This window comes from Acidovorax sp. LjRoot129 (assembly GCF_964253765.1).
GTDB lineage: Bacteria > Pseudomonadota > Gammaproteobacteria > Burkholderiales > Burkholderiaceae_C > Acidovorax.
On record NZ_CAXUSE020000001.1, the window covers coordinates 4,495,479 to 4,519,851 of the forward strand.

Below are 24,373 nucleotides of genomic sequence, written 5' to 3' on the forward strand. Positions count from 1 at the left end.
TGAACCTCTACTTACGAATTGCTGGAGTAATTACGAATCTAAAGTTCTCAACCCCAAGTTTCGTGAACATGTGTGTGTAATGCGTTGCAAACTCTGCGTTGTTAGTGTGGTAAACAACTCCTCCGTCAAAGAATGCCGAGTACTTTGCTGCTTGACTTAGCATTTTTTGTTGTTCGCGTACAGACCATGGGTAACTTCCGTTTGAGCCCTCAGGGTTGCGCAGCGAAGTATTCCAGTCTTCCACAAACTTTGCTTCAACTGCAGTCCTCTGACCATTCAATTCGATCACATGATCGGCCACTCCATTCACTAGCTTGCCGTTGACGATCGTTTGATAGCTGCGCTCCGCAAATGACACATCGTTTCCGTAAAGCGCGCGAATCCCAGATTCATAGCTCTTGCCCAAATCAATTGCTCGCTTGCCGCTAACTGTGACGGCGTCAGTGACCTCAAAGCCATGCGCTTTGCTGAGCGATTGCCCAACGCCGTCCGGAGCACCAATACTAAAGTAGTCATTTATGCCTAGCTGGCCGCCATTGGCCTTGTAGGTGACATACGCCAAATATTGAGCATCGTTGTATTGCGACGGGTTGTAAATGCCGGGTACGGTTAGTTTTGCTCCAATAGTGGCATCGGCAATGCGCAGCGTAAAGTCGTCTCTGTTGTACGAGAAAGAGGAGCCTCCCGCCTGCCAGTCAGAAGTTTCTGGATCGGGCATGAAGGTCGCTAAGCTTAGCCCCACCCCTCCGACCTTCAAGAGACGGTTGAGGCCGCGCCACATTCCATTGGCTGCAGGTAATTCCGCAGGTGCGGCAGCAAGCTCCGCATTTTGAAGGATGCGTTGCAATTGTGGATTGACGGGAGACTGAAATGCCAAGTCTCCATCGCCAACACCACCTTCACCCCCGTAAATTCGCAATCCCTCGGAAGTCAAGCGTATATCGGCCCCCTGCAGTTCCGCTGCAGTTGAGTAGTCACCCGAGTTCACAAGATTGCGGACATGTGTCTCTTTCCAGGACGCTATAGGGTCTTGTATTTGCTGGGTTTGCGTTAACGCACGGTTCCAGTCTTCTACTCCTGCTTTGAAGCCCAGGCTGTCTGAACCGTTACTCCAACCGTATAGCGCGTCTGACCGAGCCTGCGCTTGACTCTGCGCTTCGATTTCGGAGATTCGGAAACTGGATTGCGCCTCCCACATATCGCGTTGGTCTTGCGCAGCTTCCTGCTGCCCGATGAAGGTGCCGAGCCGGTCTTCCTGCATGCCCGAGCCTGCGCCCGAGGTTTGGCCATTGCTGTGGTCCAGTGATTGACCAAGTGCATTGCCAAACGGATTCGCCTCTGCCCCCTGCTGATCCCAATCCCCACCTTGCGCCGCCCACACCTCCTCACTGGCCCGGTCCATACGCGCAAAGTCTCCCGGCGTGCGCAGCATTTCGGCTCTCGGTCTGGCTTTGTAGGCCGCATCGCTCTGCCGGTCCATCTCGTTTTCATAGCCGTAGCTGCTCGGGTTGCCTGTCCCGCTCATGTTCTCGGCTACACCCTGCCCCAGAGCGTTGCCAAAGGCATCCACTGCCACTTGCGCAATGGACACCCTGCCGCCTCTCATCAGCGCTGTGGCAGTTCCTGCCACCAGGCCCGTGCTCAAGCGGGTCGCAAAGGCCGCAACGTCAGGAGCGTTTTCAAACACCGAGCTGAAGGCTCTGCCAAGATGGGGCGCTACCACCGCTCCCACACCCGCTCCTACAGCCGCTGCAGCCACGCCCTTCCAGTCGAAGCTCATTTGCAGCCCTGTCGCTACCGCCACTCCTTGGGTAATGGTGTTGCCTAGTGCCGAGCGGATCACGGCGTTGCCGAACTGGCCCGCGCTGAAGTCGACTCCACCCAGTCCGCCCGAGACGCCCGCGGAGATAGCGGCCATGGCCACGCTCTTCCAGCTAAAGCCTTTCTGCGCGCCAATGGCGATGCCGACAGCTTGGCTGGCAATGGAGCCCACCGCACCGCCGACGACTGCTGCACCAATGCTTGCGGCACTCACTGCGCCGGTGCCCCCTAGCACGGCCATCCCACCAGCGAAGCCGCCGCCACCTGCTGCTCCAGCAGCCCCAAAGTAAGCCCCCGCTGCACCTGCGGTATAGATCGTCACTACAACAGCCACGACGATCATGATGATCTTGCCCAGGATCCCGCATCCTCCGCCTTCGTCCGCTGGCGGCGCAGGCATGCTCGGTGTGGTGTCTCCCACCACTTCGGTGGCGTCGTAGGGCTTGTAGGTCTGCGCGTTGTTGTGCACCCCGGATGCTTGTCCCGCGATGCTCAGGCTTTGCCCTTCATTGAGGCTGCTGTCTGGCCCTTGCGCTGCCAGGCCGTTGAGGTCGGCCAGCTTCCACCACAGGCTGGCGTCTCCCCACACCATGCGTGCGATGCCCGCCAGGGTGTCTCCCCTTTGCACGGTGTAGCTGCTCACGCCGCTGTTGTAGCGGTTGTCGATGGCTTCGTAGGTGGCCCCGAATTCGCCTTGCGCTACGTAGTTGGGTTTGCCTTTGTCGTCGAGCTGTTTGTCCGGGTCGGTGCCTTTGCCGTAGGCGGTCATGACCTGGCCGGCGACCACCAGTTGCTTGAGGATGTTGCCTTCCTGGGTTTTGCGCAGGACGATGCCGTTGGCGTCGCTCTCAAACTGGCGCTCCAGGTTGGCGCCTGGGCTTTCGGCTTCGGGGTCGTCTTCGGGCCAGTCGGTTTCGCTCACCTTGGTGAGGTGGCCGTTGACGTCGTAGCTGCTGGTGCTGTCGCTGGGCCGTCCTTCGTTGTCCGAGCGCACTCCGTGGATGCTGGCCTCTAGGTAGCTGTCGCGTTTGTCGTAGGTCTTGGTGTAGCTCTGCGTGACGTCGTTTTCATCAACGATGTGGTACTGCAGGACGTTGCCTTCACCGTCCACGCTGTCGTAGTGCACGTCGTAGCTGCGGCTGCCGTCGGCCTTGAGGACCTTTTGCTGTACCAGGCGACCGTTGTCGTCGTAGGTGCTCTTTTTGGTGACCAGGCCACTGGCGCTGAGCTCTTCTCCCGTGAGCGCTTTCACGTAGTTGGCATCAAGCCCGCCTGCGGGGCCGCTTTGCAGCAGTCGCCCCGCTGCGTCGTACTGGCGGGTGTCCAGCAGGTACGCAGTGCCACTGGCCTGGCCTTGTTCGTCCACGGTCTGGTGGCTGACGGTTTTAAGCCGGTTGGCGGTGTCGTAGGTGTAGGTCTGCGTGACTGCGCCCAGCTGGGCCTTGAAGTAGGTGCTGCCCAGCAGGGCCAGGGGGCTGCCGCCGGTGTTGCCGGCGCCGTCGTTTTCTCGGTCGCTGGTGTAGCCGTATTGGGGGTTGCCGTCGGCGTCCAGCAAGATGTTGCCGTTTTCATCACGGGCGTATTCTCTTTCTGCCACCACCACCTGGCGGCCGAAGTGGGTGTCGCTGGTGCGGTTGCCGTTGAGGTCGTATGTGAGGATGTGGCCCTGGTCGGCCGTGAGGTTGGCTTGGTCTTGCGCGTTGCCGTTGACTGCCCCGTCCACCAGGATCTGGCGGTTCATGGTGTCGTAGGCAAACCATTGCGTTTGCGTGCTGCGCGTGCCTTGGTCTGTGGTGATCTGATTGCGCAGTTCTTTGAAAGGCTTCCAGCCGTACACGGGCTCTTCGCGGGTGATGACTTTGCCGGTGGCAGGGTCAACCTTGGGTTGGCCGGTGGCCGGGTCGATCACGGGCACGGTCTTGGTGCCCACCTGGGTCCAGGCTTTGCCCACTTCGGTCAGCTGCAGGCCTTCGGTGGTGCTGGGCAGCGGCACACCGCTTTGCACTTGCTGCCTGAGCACGTTGCCTTGTGCGTCGTAGTCTCGGGTTACGCGCACTCCGTCTTGGGCTTCTATCAGGGCCAAGCGGCCTTGGCTGTCGTAGGCCAGGGTCTGCTGCTGCAGGGTGGTGCCGTTCTGCACGGTCTGCTCAAAGACGCGAGCACCCACGGCGTCATAGATGTAGTGGCTTTGCTTGTTGGTTGCCGAATCCGTGATGTGAAGCAGGTTGCCCGCGGCATCGTATTGGTAGGCCAGATTCTGGCCCCGGCCACTGGTTTGCGACACCACTTGGCCTGCATGGTCTCGATCGAACTGCGTACTAACGCCTGCCAGGTCGGTGCGGCTGTCCAGGCGGCCAAAGCGGTCGAAGCTACTGGTTGCCGTATCGCCGTTGGCATTCTGATAAGCCACGCGGCGCCCCTGGCTGTCGAAGGCTGCACGTGTGACCTGCCCCATAGGGCGGGCGGTTGCAACGATATTGCCGCGCGCGTCGTAGCTGTAGGTTTCTTTCTCTCCCGCAGCGTTCGTCTTGCTGGTCATGCGCCCGGCCTGGTCGTAGACCATGCGGGTTACCAGTTGCACGCTGCCAAGGCCAACGATGTCGTTGCCCGATGCCTCGTGAGTTTCTACCGATGTCTGGGTGATGGAGGTTTGCCGGCCGAGTTGGTCATAGCCATACTGGGTGGCGTAGCCCATGGCATCGGTCATGCTCGTTCTCTGGCCGAATGCGTTGTATGCGTAGCTGACCACACCGCCGTCGGCGTGCTGTTCCTGCACCACGCGGCCATAGCTATCCAGCGTTTTGCCGGTGAGGTTGCCGTTGGCGTCGCGCTGCGCGATTTCCCTTCCAGCCGCGTCGTAATAGAAGTGCTTTGTGGGCGTCACGCTGGCCGCGCTGCCATCTGCATTCAGCGCCCCCACCTCAGGAAGCTCTTGCCTGACGACCTGGTTGAAGGCGTTGTACTGATAGTGCGTGACCCAGGCACTTGAACGGGCGTCGCTTTGACTGAGCAGGTTGCCCCATCGGTCGAAGGTCTGGTGTATGGCCGGGCGGCTGTTTTGCCCAGAGGCCGCATCCTGGCGCTGCGCAAGGTGGGCCACCGTAGTCCTCCCCAGCGCATCCAGCACAAAGTCCGTACGGCGCACGCCACTGTGTCCCAGCGCGTCGATCGCGGCGGAATCCATGGTGCCGTTGAGGCTGACGCTTCCATCGCTTTCAATACTGGTGGTCTGGCGCCCCAGAAGGTCATGGAGCTGAAACTGCCAGATGCCACCGGCCTCGCTGCCCTGACCGCGCGACGCATAGCTGCTGACCAGACGGCCGGCGTTGTCATAGGCATACCGTTCGCGTTCGGCATAGCCGCTGGTGCCCTGCGACACCACCTCGCCGAAGGCGTTGTACTCCGAGTCTTCCACCACCACCCCTGCTGCCTGCTGCACCGCAAGGGCCGCGTTGGCGCTGGAGATTGCACTGGAGCTCGCCGGAGTGATGACATGGGTCTTGCGGCCCAGCGCGTCGTATTGGAAGGCCGTGAACAACAGCTGATTGCTTGAGCCTTCGACAGCCACGCTCTGCCATGCCTTGCCCAGCAGGCCGCGCACGTCGTACGAGCGGAACTCGCTCACGGAGGCGTCATTCCCCTCATCGTCCACGTTGATGCGCGTCGTCTGTATGGCGCGACCATGACTGTCGTACATCGACAGGGTTACGCGGCCCTGCTGGTTCACGGCAATCACATTCCCCACTGCGTCGCGCACAAAGCCGACCGAGGCTTCTTGGCCTCCGAACGTCGCCGTCACCCGTCCCATCGCGTCGTACGACGTCTGCGTGTAGTGGTTGAGCGGGTCGAGGGCGTACAACAGATTGCCCACCGCGTCGTACGCGTACGTTGTAGTCAGGTCGCCCGTGCTTTGTGTTCCGTCTGGCGCAGCGCTGAACAGCACGTTCACCCGCGTCTCGGATACCTTGCGGTTGTGGGCGTCGTACGTGTAGCGGGTTGTACGGTCCTGCGCGCTGGCCTCGGGCAATGTGCCCGCTTCTGCGTCCCAGGGTTGGGCAAATTCAATCTGCGATGTGACATTGCCAAAAGCATCGAACTCGCGGCCCGTAACGTAGCCCATGGCGTCCAGGGCGCGCACCTGGTTGCCACGGATGTCATAGTCAAAGTGCTGAATGACCCAGGTGTCGTCTGCCAAACTTAGCAGTTGCCGTTGCTGTGTTTGTTGGCCAAAGATGTCGTAGACATATTGCGTGACAGGCCGCTCCATACGGCCCGACCCAGCGGCGCCATCGCTGGCCCACACAGCCGACTGCATGACGCTGACTGCCATGTTGCGCTTGTCGTACGCAGTCTCGACAGTGCGGTCTTTGGACGACTGCAGAGCAGCTGTGGAGCTTGCCAGGGTGCTCTCGGAAATGGTCTGGCCCTCCTCCACCACACCATGCGGCTCGGCATAGCGCGTGACAGCCACAACGTTCCCGAAGCGGTCGTAATTTTTCTCCGTGACGTAACCCAGGGCGTCCACCTCGAAGCGCAACTGGCCCCGCTGGTCGTATGCCCTGTGCGTTGCTACGCCAGCGGTGTCTACCACCACGACGGCTTCGCCGAACGCGTTGTAGACCGTGCGGGTGCTCAGCGAAAGCACCTGTTCGTTGCGTGTGGCAGTCGAAGCGCCAGAGCCCAACAATTGCGCCATGGCAGCGGCGTCCATCGCGGCCACCGGGGGCAGCAGAGTCCGGGTCAGGTGCCCTGCGGCATCGTATTCGTACCGGGTGGTCCGCCCCTCTGGGCGCCCATCAGCCTCTACCTTCTGCCTGAGCTGTCCAGCGCCGTCATACACAAAGCGCGTGACCACGCTTTCGGTCACTGTCGGGCCCTGTTGCAGGTTGCCGTGGGCATCCACAGTCAAACTTCCCACCGCCACTGCAGGATCCCGCTGGGCTACGACGTTTCCATCGGCATCGTATTCAAACCTTGTTTCAGCGCCATTTGCATCAGCACGCGAGAGCAGGTTTCCTAAACCGTCATAGGTATTGACCTCCATGAGGTCGCCGTTTCGTTGCATGGACAACAGGCGCCCCAAGGCGTCTACCCCGTACGTGACGACCTGATCGGCACTGTCCTCCTGCGGCAAGGTGGCAAATATCTCTTGCGCGGTAATCGAGCTGGGAATCTGCGTTACCGGCAGTACATGCTGGGTCACCTGTATGAGGCGCCCTACTCCGTCGTAGCTGCGGCTCGTGATGTACCCGGCCGCGTCCACACTGGCGCGCAGGCGCCCGGCCGCGTCATAGCTGTCCAGTGTAGTACGGTCATCTTCTGAGGGCGGCACCAGTTGCGCAAGTTGCGCTGACGCGGCGGCGGGATCAAGCCCGGCCACGAGCGACGGGCTCAGCGAATTCGCATAGGCGGTTCGCACCCGAAGCAGGCCAAACGCGTCGTATTCCTGGCGAGTCACCGCGCCTGCGGCGTCTACGCTGAAGGTTGCACGGTTCTCGGCGTCGTAGGCCTGCACCAAGACTCGGTCGTGCTCCGACGCCGCGGGCAGCCCCGCGTTCCACATATTGAAGGGCGCCGCGACCCGCGTGGCGTATTCATACCGACGCACCAGATTGCCCTTGGCGTCGTAAGAAAACAAGGCGACGCCGCCGAGCTCATCGACATGCGAGGTCTGCCGGTTGGCAGCATCGTATGTGTAGAACTGGATGCGGTCTTGTGCGCTCGGACTGACGGTGCTGGCAGCGCCGGGGGTATCTGCCTGATTGGCCCGCCGGATGCGCTGGATGGCGTTTCCGTTGGCGTCGTAGACGGTTTCCGATACGGCACCATTTCCGTCGATGGCCAGTCGTTGCCGCCCTGCCGCGTCGTAAACAAAATACGCGTTGCGGTCTTCGGCATCCACCGAGATAGCCGCAGCCAGCGCCTGTTCACTGAGGGCGCCTGGCAAAGTCACGCGCTGCACATAGCGGGTCTGTTGCACCATTTGCCCGCGTGCGTCGAACTTCGACTCCGTGACTGCGCCGGTGCCACTCACCACGAATCTCTGGCGGCCGGCGGCGTCATAGATGTAATGGGACACCTGATCCCGGTCGGAGGACTCTAGGGGGAGGCCATTGTTGACCGCCGGGTCCGAGAGGTTTGCGAACCGCGTTTCCTTGGTGACACGCCCGGCCGCATCGTATTCAAGCTGCCTGGCAGCCCCCACCGCATCGATGGAAAGCACCATGCGGTTGGCCGCGTCATACCGGTAGGTTTCCGAGAAACCTCCCATCGTCTTGGACAACAGGTTCCCGACCTGGTCATAGGTAAACCCGGTCGTTTCCGCCAAGGCGTTGGTAGTGGATACGAGGCGGTTTGCGGAGTCGTACACCTTGACCGTCACTTGGTCGTGCAGCGCATCGACAGCCACTGGTGGAGCGGTCCCGGGCGTCCAGAGCGCGGCATCAATGCGCTGAGCATGTCGACGCTGCTCCAGCACGTTCCCGTTGTTGTCGTAGCTGTAGCTGGTGACCTCCCCCAAGCTGTTGACCGTGCTAAGCAGCCGGTTGTCCTGGTCGTACTGGCGGTACTCCACCCGGTCTTGCGCGCTCGTGCCCAGTTGCGCACTGACTTGCGCCACCGTCAGTGTCCCGGCTGCCAGTTGCGCAGCCGCGACGGTCCCTGTGTGTTGGCGAACCTGCACCACGCGGCCTGCCGCATCGTAGGTCTGGCTTTGCACCTGCCCCATCGGGTCGATGGTGTAGACGAGCTGGTCTTGGGCGTCGTACACGTAGCGTGTGGTGTGGCCGTTGGCGTCCACGCTGCTGGTGACGTTGCCGTTGTCGTCGTATCGGTATGTCTTGGTCAGCGCCAGGCCGCTGGGGTCCACGATCTCTTTTTCACGCCGGCCCAGTGCGTCGTAGATGTACTGCGTGACGCTGCCGTCGGGCTGGGTCACGTTCACCACGTTGCCGCGTCCGTTGTGGGCGTAGCTTGTGCGAAGCGCTAATCCCTCGGGGTCCACCGTGCGGCTGAGCACCTGGCCCTTGCGGTCGTATTCGATGTCCGTGCGATTGCCGTTGGGGTCGATCGCGCTGATCTGCTGGCCCTTGGCGTCGTAGACATACTGTGTGGTCAAGGCCAGGCCTTGCGGATCCACGGTGCGGCTCAGCAGGCGATTGGCCGCGTCGTAGCTGTAGCTCACCAGGTTGCCGTTGGCATCCCGGGCTTCTATCAGTCTGTTGGCTGTGTCGTAGGTGTTGCTGCTTTGGCCCAGCGCCGTGCTGGTTTGCACCAGGTTGCCGTTGAGGTCGTATTGGTAGTTGGCTGTGTTGCCCCGGCCGTCGGTGACGCTGCTGGTTTGCCCGAACGCGTTGCGCGCTGTCGTGACCGTAATGCCTTCTGGCGTGGTCACCGTGACGCTGCGTGCAGCGTCGTTGTAGCTGTACTGGGTCGTGTGGCCCAGGGCGTCCGTCTGGCTCAACACACGCCCAAATGCGTCGTAGCTGCTGCTGGAGGCAACCGTGCCATTGGCACCCATGCCCGCGGGCTCTGTCTCGGCGATAACGCGCCCCAGGCGGTCGTACTCCCGGCTGCGCTCGTTGCCGTTGCCGTCCACCGTCCGAATCACCCGACCAAACGCGTCGTAGGTGTTCTGTACGCGAATGTTGGCGCCGGAGGGGTCCAGTTGTGCCGTGATGCGTTGCCCACGCGAGTCGTACGTCATCAACTCGTGCAATTCCCTGGTTGCGTCGACATCCGAAATGCGTTCGATCTCGTCTCCAAATGCGTTGTAAACGTGGGTCACGACCACGCCCTCTGCATCTATCGTCTGGGTCAGGCGTCCTGCGGCGTCGTACTTGTACTGCGTCACGGAGTTAGCGCTTGATGCGGCCTTCGCCGTGGCCAAAGCCACCACCGCAGCCGCGTTGTGAGCTGCGCCTAGAAGCCCACCCACCAGGTCCGTCGTATCCACTCTTTGGGCGTAGACCGTCGTCTGCACCACGCGCCCCGACGTGTCATAACTGCGCTCCGCGACTTCGCCATTGGCGTTGACGGTGTGGCGAAGCCGCCCCTCGGCGTCGTAGAAATAGACCGTTCTCAAGCCGCTGGGGTCTGTGCTTGCGATGCGCCGCCCACTGGCGTCCAACGTGTATTTAGTACTGTGCAGCGTCCACACGGTGTCGACGTCCGCGCCGCTGGCCAGCAGTGATGCCCCTTGAGCGGAAAGTTCCGCCACGACCCGCCCGTAGGCGTCTCGCCGAACAACACTCGTGCGCTGCTCTACCTGGCTATCCCCCTGAGCTACGGTGACGGCACGTCCAGCCAAGTCATATTGGTAGTTTGTGCCCGTTCCTTCAGCATTGACACGTTGGGTCATCAAGCCCAGCGCGTTCCATTGGGAGCTGCTCTTTTGATCCTTGCTGCTGGCCACTGGGCGCAGGTCAGCCAGAGTCGCACCGACGGATACGGTGCTTCCTACCTTCGTCGCATAGCGCACTACTTCCAAAACCCGGCCCTGCAGGTCGTATACCGTCTCCGTGAGGTACCCCTCAGGATCGACCTCGCCTACGCGCTGGCCGAGATGGTCGTAGTAGAAATGGGTGGCAAGGTCCTGGTCGGTTGGTGCAGGGCGAATCGTGCCGAGCTCGCCCAGGTGCTGGGCTGTAGCCAGCTGTGCAGCAAATGTTGCTGGGTTTGCAAACCCGGCGGCCTGAGTGGCATACGCCACGGACCTGACTAAGCGGCCTGAAGCGTCATACACGTTTTCCGTCAGATACCCTTGCGCATCGACGGTCGCAATCAGTCGGCCTGACTTGTCGCGAACCTGCATTTGCTCGCGGTCGATCGCCATACCTGTGGGCTGAGTGAGCGCGATGACTTGCTGTCCAGAGACGCCCTGGATCACCAGCTGAGAATCGTCGGCGGACAAGGTCAAACCCGTGCCGTCGCCCAACGAATTGACATCAAGCACCTGTGCGTAGTCTGTGCTCCCGATGAGGCGGTGCGCTCCATCTCGGTCGAAACGCTTGATATGGCCGATCCCATCAATTTGCGCGGCAAGCACCCCGGCACGGTCATAGACCGACCATGTGGTGCTGTCTGCACTGTTGGCCTCTGGGCGCAGCATTTCCAAAGTGACGCCGCCCTGCGGCGCATTGAGTGCGTTGGCATTGAATCCGGTGGTGGGGTTTCCCGTCGCATCGGTGAGCAGCGCCAGGTCGACGGGTTGCGCATACGTGGTGACTTTGGTCACCTGATTCGCCGTGTTGTAGCGGTATTCCGTGAGTGCCCCGTCTGCACTGATTTCTGCCGCTTTTCGCCCGCCAGCGTCGTACAGGAACCAGCGCCGCTGCCCGTCCGGGCCAGTGCTCATCAGCAAGCGGTTGTCGGTTCCGTAGGTATAGGTAGTGCCACCGGCCTGGCCGTCGGCATTGATGGATTGAGTCAGGTTGCCGTTAGCGTCATACGTATAGGTAACCGTCTCTCCGAGGCCATTCGTGGCGCTGCTCAGGCGGTTGAGTGCGTCATAGGCCCTGACAATCACGATGTCCTGGGTGTCGTCGGCGACAACTGAAGGAACACTGTCCGGGGTCCAGGCGGCGCCCCAGAGAGCGGCATCGATACGCTGAGCATGTCGACGCTGCTCCAGCACGTTCCCGTTGTTGTCGTAGCTGTAGCTGGTGACCTCCCCCAAGCTGTTGACCGTGCTAAGCAGCCGGTTGTCCTGGTCGTACTGGCGGTACTCCACCCGGTCTTGCGCGCTCGTGCCCAGTTGCGCACTGACTTGCGCCACCGTCAGTGTCCCGGCTGCCAGTTGCGCAGCCGCGACGGTCCCTGTGTGTTGGCGAACCTGCACCACGCGGCCTGCCGCATCGTAGGTCTGGCTTTGCACCTGCCCCATCGGGTCGATGGTGTAGACGAGCTGGTCTTGGGCGTCGTACACGTAGCGTGTGGTGTGGCCGTTGGCGTCCACGCTGCTGGTGACGTTGCCGTTGTCGTCGTATCGGTATATCTTGGTCAGCGCCAGGCCGCTGGGGTCCACGATCTCTTTTTCACGCCGGCCCAGTGCGTCGTAGATGTACTGCGTGACGCTGCCGTCGGGCTGGGTCACGTTCACCACGTTGCCGCGTCCGTTGTGGGCGTAGCTTGTGCGAAGCGCTAATCCCTCGGGGTCCACCGTGCGGCTGAGCACCTGGCCCTTGCGGTCGTATTCGATGTCCGTGCGATTGCCGTTGGGGTCGATCGCGCTGATCTGCTGGCCCTTGGCGTCGTAGACATACTGTGTGGTCAAGGCCAGGCCTTGCGGATCCACGGTGCGGCTCAGCAGGCGATTGGCCGCGTCGTAGCTGTAGCTCACCAGGTTGCCGTTGGCATCCCGGGCTTCTATCAGTCTGTTGGCTGTGTCGTAGGTGTTGCTGCTTTGGCCCAGCGCCGTGCTGGTTTGCACCAGGTTGCCGTTGAGGTCGTATTGGTAGTTGGCTGTGTTGCCCCGGCCGTCGGTGACGCTGCTGGTTTGCCCGAACGCGTTGCGCGCTGTCGTGACCGTAATGCCTTCTGGCGTGGTCACCGTGACGCTGCGTGCAGCGTCGTTGTAGCTGTACTGGGTCGTGTGGCCCAGGGCGTCCGTCTGGCTCAACACACGCCCAAATGCGTCGTAGCTGCTGCTGGAGGCAACCGTGCCATTGGCACCCATGCCCGCGGGCTCTGTCTCGGCGATAACGCGCCCCAGGCGGTCGTACTCCCGGCTGCGCTCGTTGCCGTTGCCGTCCACCGTCCGAATCACCCGACCAAACGCGTCGTAGGTGTTCTGTACGCGAATGTTGGCGCCGTCCGGATCCACCAGTGAAATCAGTCGCTGGCTCCGCTGGTCATAGACCATTTGCTCGCGCAAAGTCTGTCCAGTTGCCACGGTGGAAATGCGCTCTATCTCTTCACCGAGGCTGTTGTACACATGGCTTACAACCGCGCCTTCAGGGTCAACGGTCTTGAGCAACCTCCCTGTCACGTCGTATTCATAACGCGTGACCGAGTTGTTCTGGTCTCCCGCTGCCTTTGCTGCAGCCAATGCGGACATCGCATTGCCTGGGGAAGAAGCATTCAGCACGCCTCCGCTCCAGGCGCCAGCAGCCACATCGACCCTCTGGGCATAGACGGTCTTTGCAGTCACCCGGCCAAAAACATCGTATGTGCGCTCGGTCACTTCTCCCATCGCATTGACGGTGTGGGTGATCCGACTGTCTGCGTCGTAGAAGAAGGCTGTAGTGCCGAGGGAATCGGTCGAGCTGGTCCGCCGGCCACTCGCATCGTAGGAGTGGGAGATGCCATGCTGCGCCCAGATAGCATCTATCTGCGCAGCAGTCTGATTGCCGTTGAGCAATGCCGCGCCGTTGGCACTCAACTCTGCGATCAGCCGCCCCTGCAGGTCGTAACGTGCCGTCAGGGTTCGCGACTCGCCCACTCCGGGCGCAGTGGTGGTCTGCGTCAGTTGGCCGGCCAAGTTGTAGCTGTATTCGGTGACGGTACCGTCGATCTCAGTCTTGCTGATCAGGCGGTTGAGTTCGTCGTAGGCATAGGTACGACACTGATCCTGGGGCGACGAAGCTGGGCGCAGGGACGCGATGTCAGGGGCCGAAGAGGCCGCCGCAAGCGCCTGCAGGGAGGCGGCGGCGACGGCTTGGGAGCCGAGCACCGTGGAGTATTGAACGCTCTGCTTCAGATTGCCGGCCAAGTCATACACGTACTCGGTCAGAAACCCTTGCGCATCAACCTGAGCGAGCTTTTGGCCCCTAGCGTTGTAGAAATGCAGGGTAACCTGGTCCGCGTCAGCGGCTTGAGGAGTCAGTTGCGCAAGTGTCGCCCCGCCCCATACGTCCGGGTTTCCTGGCGACCGCGTGGCATACACGGTGGCTTTAACCAGACGCCCGAGGCCGTCGAATTCATTGCGGGTGAGATAGCCGGCGGCGTCCAGGTGGCCCACAGCCCTTCCAGATGCGTCAAGGAGAGTGCGCTCGACACGCGGCTCGAACATTGTCACGAGATCCCAACGGGTGCCATCGGCAAACGTTGCCAGCTGAACCGGGTTCAGGTCGTTAGAGGGCCTTCCGTCGGCGAAGAAGCCTTCGATGGTGACTTTGTCGCCACTGCCGACGATGCTGACCTCCAGCGAGTCTCCCACTCTCCGGGCCACTACATCCCGTGGGAGTACGCCCGGCTTGAAGGCCAGGACCCCGCGCGCGTAAGCGGTGTTTTCACCGTGGGCCGGACGTGCAAGGATGCGATCACGGCCATCGCCTATCCCAAAAAGGAATGTGCTCGCGCCACTACCGCCATCCAGGACGTCGTCGCCAAGTCCGCCATCCAGCAAATCACTGTCGCCGGATCCAATCAGCTTGTCGTTGCCATCCAATCCCGTCAGTACGTCCGGCGTCAAATAGCCAATGATCAGATCGTCGCCGCTGGACGGAGTTTGCACTGCCAGCTTTACGAATTCGACGTCGACGGTCGAGCCATCGGCAAAACGAAAAGCATCGACCTGGTAGTGGAACGCACTTTGCGCGTCCCCTTCGAAGTAGGACTGAATCCGCAACGAGTCGAGGCTATCTTTGATCAATACCAAGAGGTCCTGACCTTCGCGCCTGAAGATCACGTCGCTAGGCACCAGACCGGAAAGCTCCACGGTATCGGCGGGCATGGCTTGCCCGGAGTAGTAGTCCCCCGAGGCCCAGTTGTAGATAGTGTCATTGCCGGAGCCGCGGCTAAACACATACGTATCGGCTCCATCGTCGCCCATCAGCAAATCATTGCCTACGCCGCCATCAATGCGGTCGCTGCCCGCCCCTCCCTTCACCGTGTCCTCGCCAGCGCCACCGAGAACGATGTCATTGCCTTCGCTGCCGTCGAGGTTGTCGTCGCCTTCATCGCCTTGGACGATATCGTTGCCCGAACCGCCCAGGACGGTGTCGTTTCCGGCGTTGCCTGACAGTGTGTCGTCCCCGCCCTGCCCGGATATCCAGTCCGCGCCTTCGCCGGTAGCGAGACTCTCGCTACCCGCATAGCCCCACACCCGATCATCGTCGGCACTGGTTGCTTGAACTACCGATTTCACATAGTTCGCATCGACAGTGGATCCATCGCTGAATCTGAACAGATCAATGCGGTAGTGATAGACGCTTTGTGCGTCATCTTCAAAATATTGCTGAATCCGCAATGAGTCGAGGCTGTCCTTGATCACCACCACAAGGTCCTGACCGTCGCGCTTGAAGATCACGTCGCCAGGCAACAGACCAGAAAGCTCCACGGTATCGACGGGCATGGTTTGTCCGGAGTAGTAGTCCCCCGAGGCCCAGTTTTGAATGGCGTCAGTGCCGTATCCACGGCCGAACACGTAGGTGTCTGCGCCGTCGTCACCGTACAGCATGTCGTCGCCTGCACCGCCGTCAATGCGGTCATTGCCGGCACCACCCCTGACCGCGTCGTTTCCGGTTCCGCCCAGTAGGACGTCATCGCCTGCATCGCCGTCGAGAGAGTCGTTACCTTCGTCGCCAGCGACGGCATCGTTACCGGATCCGCCTGAAATGGCATCATTTCCCGCTCCGCCGCTGAGCGAGTCGCTGCCGCCCAGGCCAGAAAGCGAGTCCGCCCCCTCGGAACCCGAGAGCACATCTCCACTCTCATATCCCCAGATAGCGTCATCGTTGACACTGGCGATCTGCACCGTGGATTTGATCTGAGCCGCGTTGACAGCCGAGCCATCGGCAAAGCGGAACTGATCGATTTGGTAGTGACCTCGTCCTGTTGCATCCTCGTAAAAGTAGTACTGGATACGCAGCGAATCAGGACTGTCTTTGATGAACACCATCAAATCACTGCCCTCACGCCGGAAGATCACATCGTTGAGCAAGAGGCCCGTGAGTTCTACCGTGTCAACATTGGTGATTGGCGTGTCAGAGTAGTAGTCTTCATGAGTGAAGTTGTTGATGTAGTCGTTGCCCTGCCCCCGGCCAAACACATAGGTGTCTGAGCCGCCCGCTCCGTATAGGGAGTCGTCTCCGACCGTGCCAACAAGAACGTTATTCGATTCGTCGCCTTGAATCGACTGACCGGCAGGCTCTGCAGGCAGAGGCAGGTTTAGGTTGGCAGCGTCAATAGCCTGGGAATAGCTCCAGTTCACACCATCGCCAAACTCGAACCTGTCAACCGTGGTGCCGTAGTAGGAAGTCCCTTCGTCTTCATAGAAGAAGTTGAGTACCCGCAAGGTGTCATTGGTCCCCTTGACCTGTATAAGGAGGTCGTCGGTGCGCTCGGGATTCGTATGCGACCAAGCTCGGACGGACGGCACCCTTGTGAAGACGACGTCTGCTGGCGAGAGGCCTAGCAACCGAATGACGTCTGTGTTGCTGGCAATGTTGTCCCCATAAGCCTCGTTGGCGATGACGTCCTGCCCCGAGCCTTTGCGGAACAGATACACATCCGAGCCCTCGCCCCCTTCCAGCCGGTCGTTGCCAACCCCTCCATCAAGGATGTCGCTACCAACCCCGCCCGCGAGCGTGTCGTCGCCGGTGTCGCCTGCCAGCTGGTCGTTGCCCTCGCCACCGGTGACGTTGTCGTTGCCCGTCCCGCCGCTGAGCGTGTCGTTGCCAGCATCTCCAAGAACGTTATCGTTCCCCGCACCACCCAGGATGGTGTCGTCGCCCGCACCGCCCTCTACCTGGTCGTTGCCCAGTCCACCGTCCAGCGTGTCGTTGCCTCCGCGTCCATAGATGGTGTCATCGCCTTGCAGACCTTCGATGGTGTCGGCCCCCACGTAGCCGACGAGCCGGTCGTCGTTCGGGGTTTGTGCACGGACCGCGAGCTTGACGTCCTCGATCGTCCACTGCACGCCATTGCCAAATTCGAAGCGATCGACGGCCGTGCCGTAGGTTGACTGAAGCCCCTCTTCTGAAAAGAAGTTCAGCACCCGCAGGGTGTCGTTGGTGCCTTTGACCTGGATCAGCAGATCGTCGGAGCCGCCCTGGCTGTCCAACCACCATCCTCTGGTGGAGACTGTGCGGGTGAAGGTGACGTCCGTTGGCGATAGGCCCAGCAGCCGAACAACGTCGGTCTTGCTGGCAATGTTGTCCCCGTACGCATCGTTGGCAATAACGTCCTGCCCCGAGCCTTTGCGGAACAGATACACATCCGAGCCCTCGCCCCCTTCCAGCCGGTCGTTGCCAACCCCTCCATCAAGGATGTCGCTACCAACCCCGCCCGCGAGCGTGTCGTCGCCGGTGTCGCCTGCCAGCTGGTCGTTGCCCTCGCCACCGGTGACGTTGTCGTTGCCCGTCCCGCCGCTGAGCGTGTCGTTGCCAGCATCTCCAAGAACGTTATCGTTCCCCGCACCACCCAGGATGGTGTCGTCGCCCGCACCGCCCTCTACCTGGTCGTTGCCCAGTCCACCGTCCAGCGTGTCGTTGCCTCCGCGTCCATAGATGGTGTCATCGCCTTGCAGACCTTCGATGGTGTCGGCCCCCACGTAGCCGACGAGCCGGTCGTCGTTCGGGGTTTGTGCACGGACCGCGAGCTTGACGTCCTCGATCGTCCACTGCACGCCATTGCCAAATTCGAAGCGATCGACGGCCGTGCCGTAGGTTGACTGAAGCCCCTCTTCTGAAAAGAAGTTCAGCACCCGCAGGGTGTCGTTGGTGCCTTTGACCTGGATCAGCAGATCGTCGGAGCCGCCCTGGCTGTCCAACCACCATCCTCTGGTGGAGACTGTGCGGGTGAAGGTGACGTCCGTTGGCGATAGGCCCAGCAGCCGAACAACGTCGGTCTTGCTGGCAATGTTGTCCCCGTACGCATCGTTGGCAATAACGTCCTGCCCCGAGCCTTTGCGGAACAGATACACATCCGAGCCCTCGCCCCCTTCCAGCCGGTCGTTGCCAACCCCTCCATCAAGGATGTCGCTACCAACCCCGCCCGCGAGCGTGTCGTCGCCGGTGTCGCCTGCCAGCTGGTCGTTGCCCTCGCCACCGGTGACGTTGTCGTTGCCCGTCCCGCCGCTGAGCGTGTCGTTGCCAGCATCTCCAAGAACGTTATCGTTCCCCGCACCACCCAGGATGGTGTCGTCGCCCGCACCGCCCTCTACCTGGTCGTTGCCCAGTCCACCGTCCAGCGTGTCGTTGCCTCCGCGTCCATAGATGGTGTCATCGCCTTGCAGACCTTCGATGGTGTCGGCCCCCACGTAGCCGACGAGCCGGTCGTCGTTCGGGGTTTGTGCACGGACCGCGAGCTTGACGTCCTCGATCGTCCACTGCACGCCATTGCCAAATTCGAAGCGATCGACGGCCGTGCCGTAGGTTGACTGAAGCCCCTCTTCTGAAAAGAAGTTCAGCACCCGCAGGGTGTCGTTGGTGCCTTTGACCTGGATCAGCAGATCGTCGGAGCCGCCCTGGCTGTCCAACCACCATCCTCTGGTGGAGACTGTGCGGGTGAAGGTGACGTCCGTTGGCGATAGGCCCAGCAGCCGAACAACGTCGGTCTTGCTGGCAATGTTGTCCCCGTACGCATCGTTGGCAATAACGTCCTGCCCCGAGCCTTTGCGGAACAGATACACATCCGAGCCCTCGCCCCCTTCCAGCCGGTCGTTGCCAACCCCTCCATCAAGGATGTCGTTGCCAGCCCCGCCACGGATAGTGTCCTCGCCAGCTCCCCCCCAAAGGCGGTCAGCCGAACCGAATCCATCGATGACGTCGTTACCGCCGGTGGACAGGTTGGCTAAAACCCCTATCTGCGCCCGGTCCCATACGACACCGTTGGAAAACTCAATTCTTTTCAGCCCATTTGGATAATAGTCGCCTAAGCTCCCATTTGGGGCGTACAAAAAGTTAGGGTCGGTAATTGATGCCGAAAACTTCGCAGACTCTATTTTAACGAGGTATTCTCCCGGCTTTCGAGAGATCCTAATATCTGCCGGATCAATTCCTTCCGCCATACGGATGACCAGCGGCAAACTCCTGAAAGTCGAATTAATTTCAACATCAGCACTTCCGACACCTATATCGAGGACCTCTTCCACAGCGGCGGGAGCTGCAGGGGCGATTTCGGCATTCGGAACCACCACCAGCCGCAGCGTTTGGCTCGCAGACATGTTGGTACTGCCGAAAACCATGCTGACCTGGATTTCCAGGTCAGTGAGTTGTTCCACGGAAGGTCGACCGTAGAAAGTCTTCGTGCTTGAATTAAATTTCAGCCAAGCAGGGAGCGGACTTCCATCTAGCAAAGTTGCAGAGTAACTGATGGCATCAACGCTTGCTTCCCCATTGAACACACTGTCGGGAATGGTGTAGCCAAAATCCAAACCGCTAACGGCCACCTGATCAGGAATATGCCCCAAGCTTTCAGGTGCATATGTAAACGGCACCTCATCGTCAATTGGCAAAAGCCAGAGCATTTGCCGAACATCATTCACAGTAGTAGCGGCTGACACTAAAGAGGGGTCAACGGTACGCCCATATCGTTCCGACCCTACGGCTCTATAGAATTCATCGTAAATTGTTTCAGTGACCCCACCCAGGCAATCAATTTCGAAACGAAGACGCCCCCCTCGATCGTAGACTTGCCACTTGGTGAAATCGCTTTGATTGCTTGTCGGCCGAATTGAATCAAGCATTGGATTCAATGGCTGCCCCAGGCCGTCGATTAACTTCTCGACGTCGACATTTTCTGCATACACCCTTGTTTTGATCAATCGATCAAACTCATCATACGAATACTCGGTAAGAGTACCATCCGGGTCTACAGATCCGATTTTCAATCCGCCCGTGTTGTATAGGCTCCAGTATTTTTCGCCCGATGCACCGGTCCGCATGACCATATTGCCGTTCGAGTCGTAGTACGACCTGCTAACTCCCAACTCCGCTCCCGACGGTAGCTCACTCCTGGTGCTGATGAGCCTTCCGTGCGAATCATAGGCAGATATATTGACCAAGCCATTTTTGTTTGAGACAACGGTTGTGGCGTTAGCATCATCATAACTCGTCAAGTCAAGCTGACCAAGAGCATTTTGCGCAGATAAAATCCGCCCTAATCCATCGTAGGTAAAAGCGGAATTTCGACCTGCCGAATCGACGGCTTGCAAAAGCTGGCCTCTTGCATCGTAGATGTAATGCTGGACTGACTCAGTCCCATCGACAACGCCACTTCCATCCGGGTTAATACTTGAATATTTCGTTACAGAAGATATTTGCCCCCTGAAATCGTATGCGATTTCAATTTTCGACAAACTTGCCGAAGCCTGCCCTGCCGCCCAGGCCTCCATATCCAAAGCATCAATAAGAACCATACCATCCGCATTGAAGCTGGGCGCCCGCCGCGTCTGGTAGCTAATAGTCTCCGTATTCCTTCCGAAAGCGTCATATCTGTACTCCACGACGTCCCCCACCTCAGAGATAGAAAATCTCAGGCGACTCTGAATGGATGGATCGTAAACAAATTGCTTTCCCTTTTTCAAACCGCCGGAGCTAGTCACCTCCGCCAGCAATTTATTCTGATCGTTGTAAGTACTCTCGACCACAGGGCCTAAATCAGTCGATGCGCGAATCAAATTCCCACGGCCATCGTAGGCCATGGAAATAATTTTGCCAGAAGACTCTATATGGCGAACTAAATTCCCGGAAGTATCATAATAAAACTGCTCAACATTGTTCGAATTTTGCTCATGCGGTCGAACGATCTCTTTGATGCGTCCAAAAACATCGTATCGATAGGTGGTAATTCCCCCTGCTGGATCTGTAACAGCTATCTCGGTGGTGGCCTCGAACCGAGCTAGGTTAATTTCTACATCCGTAGTCAAGGGAACGTTGAGCGGTCCCTCTAGCGAGATATCAATTCCTGGATTTGCAATTTTTAATGCATTGATGATTGCAATGTCAGCAGATCCATATAGGCGGACCGCTAATTGCTCCCACGACTCACCCCCCTTCAAACGGTAGTAGGGAGTCTTGTAGGTGGACCCAGATACGGCGTTGCGGGCATTCAGAGTGTGATATTTTTCTGGCCCCTCGTACACGATCACGCTCAGAGGCAGATTGATAACCGCACCCTCAACCAGAGGAATGTCGTTGAGGAAATTCTGGAGCTGCGAAGCAGCAAGGGGGTCATCGCTTCCATAAACAGACAAGAGGATCTCCGCCCAGCCTTGGCCGGCGGCGACTACGTGCTCAATCGAATTGCTGAACGCTTTGTGTATGTTCACACTGAGGTTGGTGGGCAAGCCAACTAAGGAACTGCCGACAGTGAGCCCGGGGTTACCCATGGCTGCGGCCAGGGCATCCGCGTAATCAGCATTGCCATACAGGGAGGTAGCGATACTTGCCCATGTCGCGCCTTCAGCCACCAGAATTCCCTTGACAGAGGGCGGCTGCAACGTGATGACAGATGGCATTCCATAAAGCACTGTGCCTTCGGAGATATCTACGTCACCCATGGCCTGGCGCAACTGATCTGCAGCGGACTCGCTACCGTAAAGCGCCAGGGCTATCTCGGCCCACGTCGCGCCTGGTGAAACCACATAGTGAGGAGAAACCGCGACTTGTTCCGTATACGCAAGAACGTCCGGTATTCCCGTGATTCGCGTTCCTACAGTGAGCGGAATATCGTTAAGGAACGTCTTCAACGCGTCAGCTGCGCTAGGCGTGCCATACAGGACATTGGCCAGACTTTCCCAAGTAGCGCCCGCAGGAACTATGTAATAGGGAGTACTAGATGAATCGAAGCGGGTGCCGATAATACTATTGACAGTATCGCTCGAATTTTTCTGGAGCCAAATCGCCTGGATATTCCCATTGTCATCGATGCCGATGGCCGGAGTGTCTGAGGCAGCGGTCCCAAGGGAGTTATAAATATCCTCAATGAGGACCGCCCCCAGCCAAGCCCCTCCATTAAACCGCGCCGCCAAGACATTGTTTGTCGAACCGTCCGATTGGACAAAGCCCACGACTGCTTGCCCTGCATTATTTATGGCTGCGGCGGGATTTCGAGCTACCCCGCTCTCAGACTCTAGTAGTACCTTTCCTTCGGGGCTCCATGTCTTGGATGAATACACTCGCGCGAAGACATTCCCTGATTCCGTCCAAGCGGCAATGGCATTGCCATTTCGGCTCATACTCAGCGACGGCACACCCGTTGCAGTGGTACTCAGCGTGATCGCACTACTCCAAAGTCCTGTCGCCGATGTCAAGGTCTTTGACAGGAGGGAACTCCCTTGGAGCCACATGGCCAACCCGTTGCCCTCCAAGTCGAAAACGATTTGGCTCTGGCTAACGGCCGTCGTAGAGTTCTCGAAAATCGTAGAGGTCGAACTACCCCATGTCCCGGTTGTGGAGTTATATTGCGTGTAGAACAGGCTGTTGGCCGTCTGGGTGCCAAACTTTTGCCGCCAAGCTACTGATACATTTGCCAAGCTATCGATAGCGATACTGGGAACTAATGCAGTTCCAATATCATTGTTATTAACAGTACCCACATCATCAATGGCGACCGGACTGCTCTGCCAGCCGGCACCTTGATTTAGCGTGGCGTACAGATTATATTGAGTCCCGTCTGTTTGCGAGAACACGACGACCGATAGTCCGTCGTTTGTGATTGCCGCCACTGGATTGGTAGCGGCGCCAGTCGCATTTTCTAGCAACGGTATTGCGTTGTTCGGCGTATCCCAAGAGCCGGCAATATTCCTACGGGCGTAGATGTTCGAGCCTTGAACCCATGCGAGAATGACATTCCCATTTGCGCTTGCATCTAGGGTGAGCTTGCTGGGCGCACCTGATAAGCTGCCATCCATGACGACCGGACTGGCCCAAGTACCAGTTTGACTGCTATATTTCTGGTAGTAGATATTGTTATTCTGCACCCACGCCGCATGTGCATTCCCTAGTTCATCATATTTAAACTGCGGGGCACTCGCCGCTTGAGTCAACGATTCCAGAGGCGACGCGGCTGCCCAACCAGGGCCCGTGATGGCGCCAGGGGTTAAATACCCCGTCCTGTCTTCGAGAATCGAATTCTGCAGCGCTCCAGAATTGAGATCCCACAGCGTTGGTTCCGGGAGTACATCTTCTAATGCAGCGGAATTCACCGGTACATCCACTGAATAATTCAGTGTCTCAGGGATGAGGAACTGCTCTGGTGAGGACGGCATCTCTTGAATGCCCAGAGCAACCTTGAGTGCGGCAATTGCCGCAGCGATGTGTAATGGATCGTCAATTCCGTAAATTGTCTGAACAGCCCATTCCCAAGTATCCGCCGGCGAAAGTAGGATCGTGGGCCCTGACAACTCCATGACCGTAAGCGCTGAAGGAATAGCGCTTACTGAATAGCTTGGAAGAGCGACCGAGTCCGCCGTGGTTGTGGCGTACGAATAGCTTGTCGTTCGGGGGCTCCCATTGACAATTTGGGTTGCCTGAACAACGCGCTGTTTACCTGCTATTAATTCATACGATATATAAAGCGCTGAGCCATCCTTCTGGATAACGCTTGAAATACGCTGACTGTCCCCGTCGTATGTGTACGAGGTGGTGTAAGTTGCGCCATCTGCGATTGAGGCGTCCTCTGGCGTCAGGTCCACGATGACCTGAGATAGCCTGTCAGCTAGATCATACTGATATCGAACCAGTACGGATTCCTGCCCATTCGCATAAATGCTCTTGACGCGAACAAGATTACTTCCAGAGTATTCTAGAATGGTTGTATCGCCACTGGCATTAGCAATACTCGTTAGCAGATTACCAGTGTATGAATACGTAGAGTAATTATTTTCCCCATCATTCTCAGATTCAAGCCTGCCTGCCACGCCGTCCCAGCTGTAGGTTTCTGCAGTGGATGAGGCTCCATCCCTCCACGTCCAAAGGTTGGCGCCGGTATTGAGTTCAAGATAGTCATCTGCCCCTGCCCCATCTTTGGTGACATAAACCCCGCGGGCTGTGTCATAGCGATATAAGGCTTCTGAGCCGTCAGCGTCGACACGAACCACCGAACTTCCGGCGGTGTTGGCAACCCCCGCCAACAGTTTCACGGACCGATAAAACCCTATACGCCAGTTGTCTGCATTCTCGTCATCGAGCAAACCTTGACTGTTATAAGTTCTCAAGACGGCGGTGTCATTTCCCAGAGCAACGCTTAGGTCATCGTTGCGCTGGATTACCAAATTACCTGTGACGGCATTGACATATGCATAGTCCTTGCCGCGCCCCACAGCAGCAGAGGGGTCCTGAACTCCGCCATTGAGTGAACCCAAGGAAGTTGACGACAAACCCAAGCTATTGCCCGCAACGATGCCCACCATGACAGTTCCTTTGTTTCTTGATTCAAGATGGGGACAGACCAGTCGCGAGAGCGGTTGCGCTTCGCTTCGGCCCTACCCCTTCAGCAATAAGTCCAAAAGAAGCGGCGTTTGTTGAGGGCGCGCGGGGCAAGCCGAGCAGTTCGCAGCCTTCTCGACGAAGTGCCCAAATAAAATCAACGACTTACGCGAAATTTGGAGGCGTATATCCCAGTGTGCAGAAGGGGTATTGCAGCCCTTTTCCACCCTCAAAAGTCT

1 protein-coding gene is annotated in these 24,373 nt (G+C 58.9%); it reads right to left on the reverse strand.

The window, feature by feature from the left end; all coding sequences use genetic code 11:
• Positions 1–7: 7 nt before the first annotated feature.
• Positions 8–24,118, reverse strand: coding sequence for a calcium-binding protein (locus ACSQ3Q_RS20660; protein WP_436136199.1), 24,111 nt, complete (start codon positions 24,116–24,118; stop codon positions 8–10).
• Between the last annotated feature and the right edge of the window lie 255 nt (positions 24,119–24,373).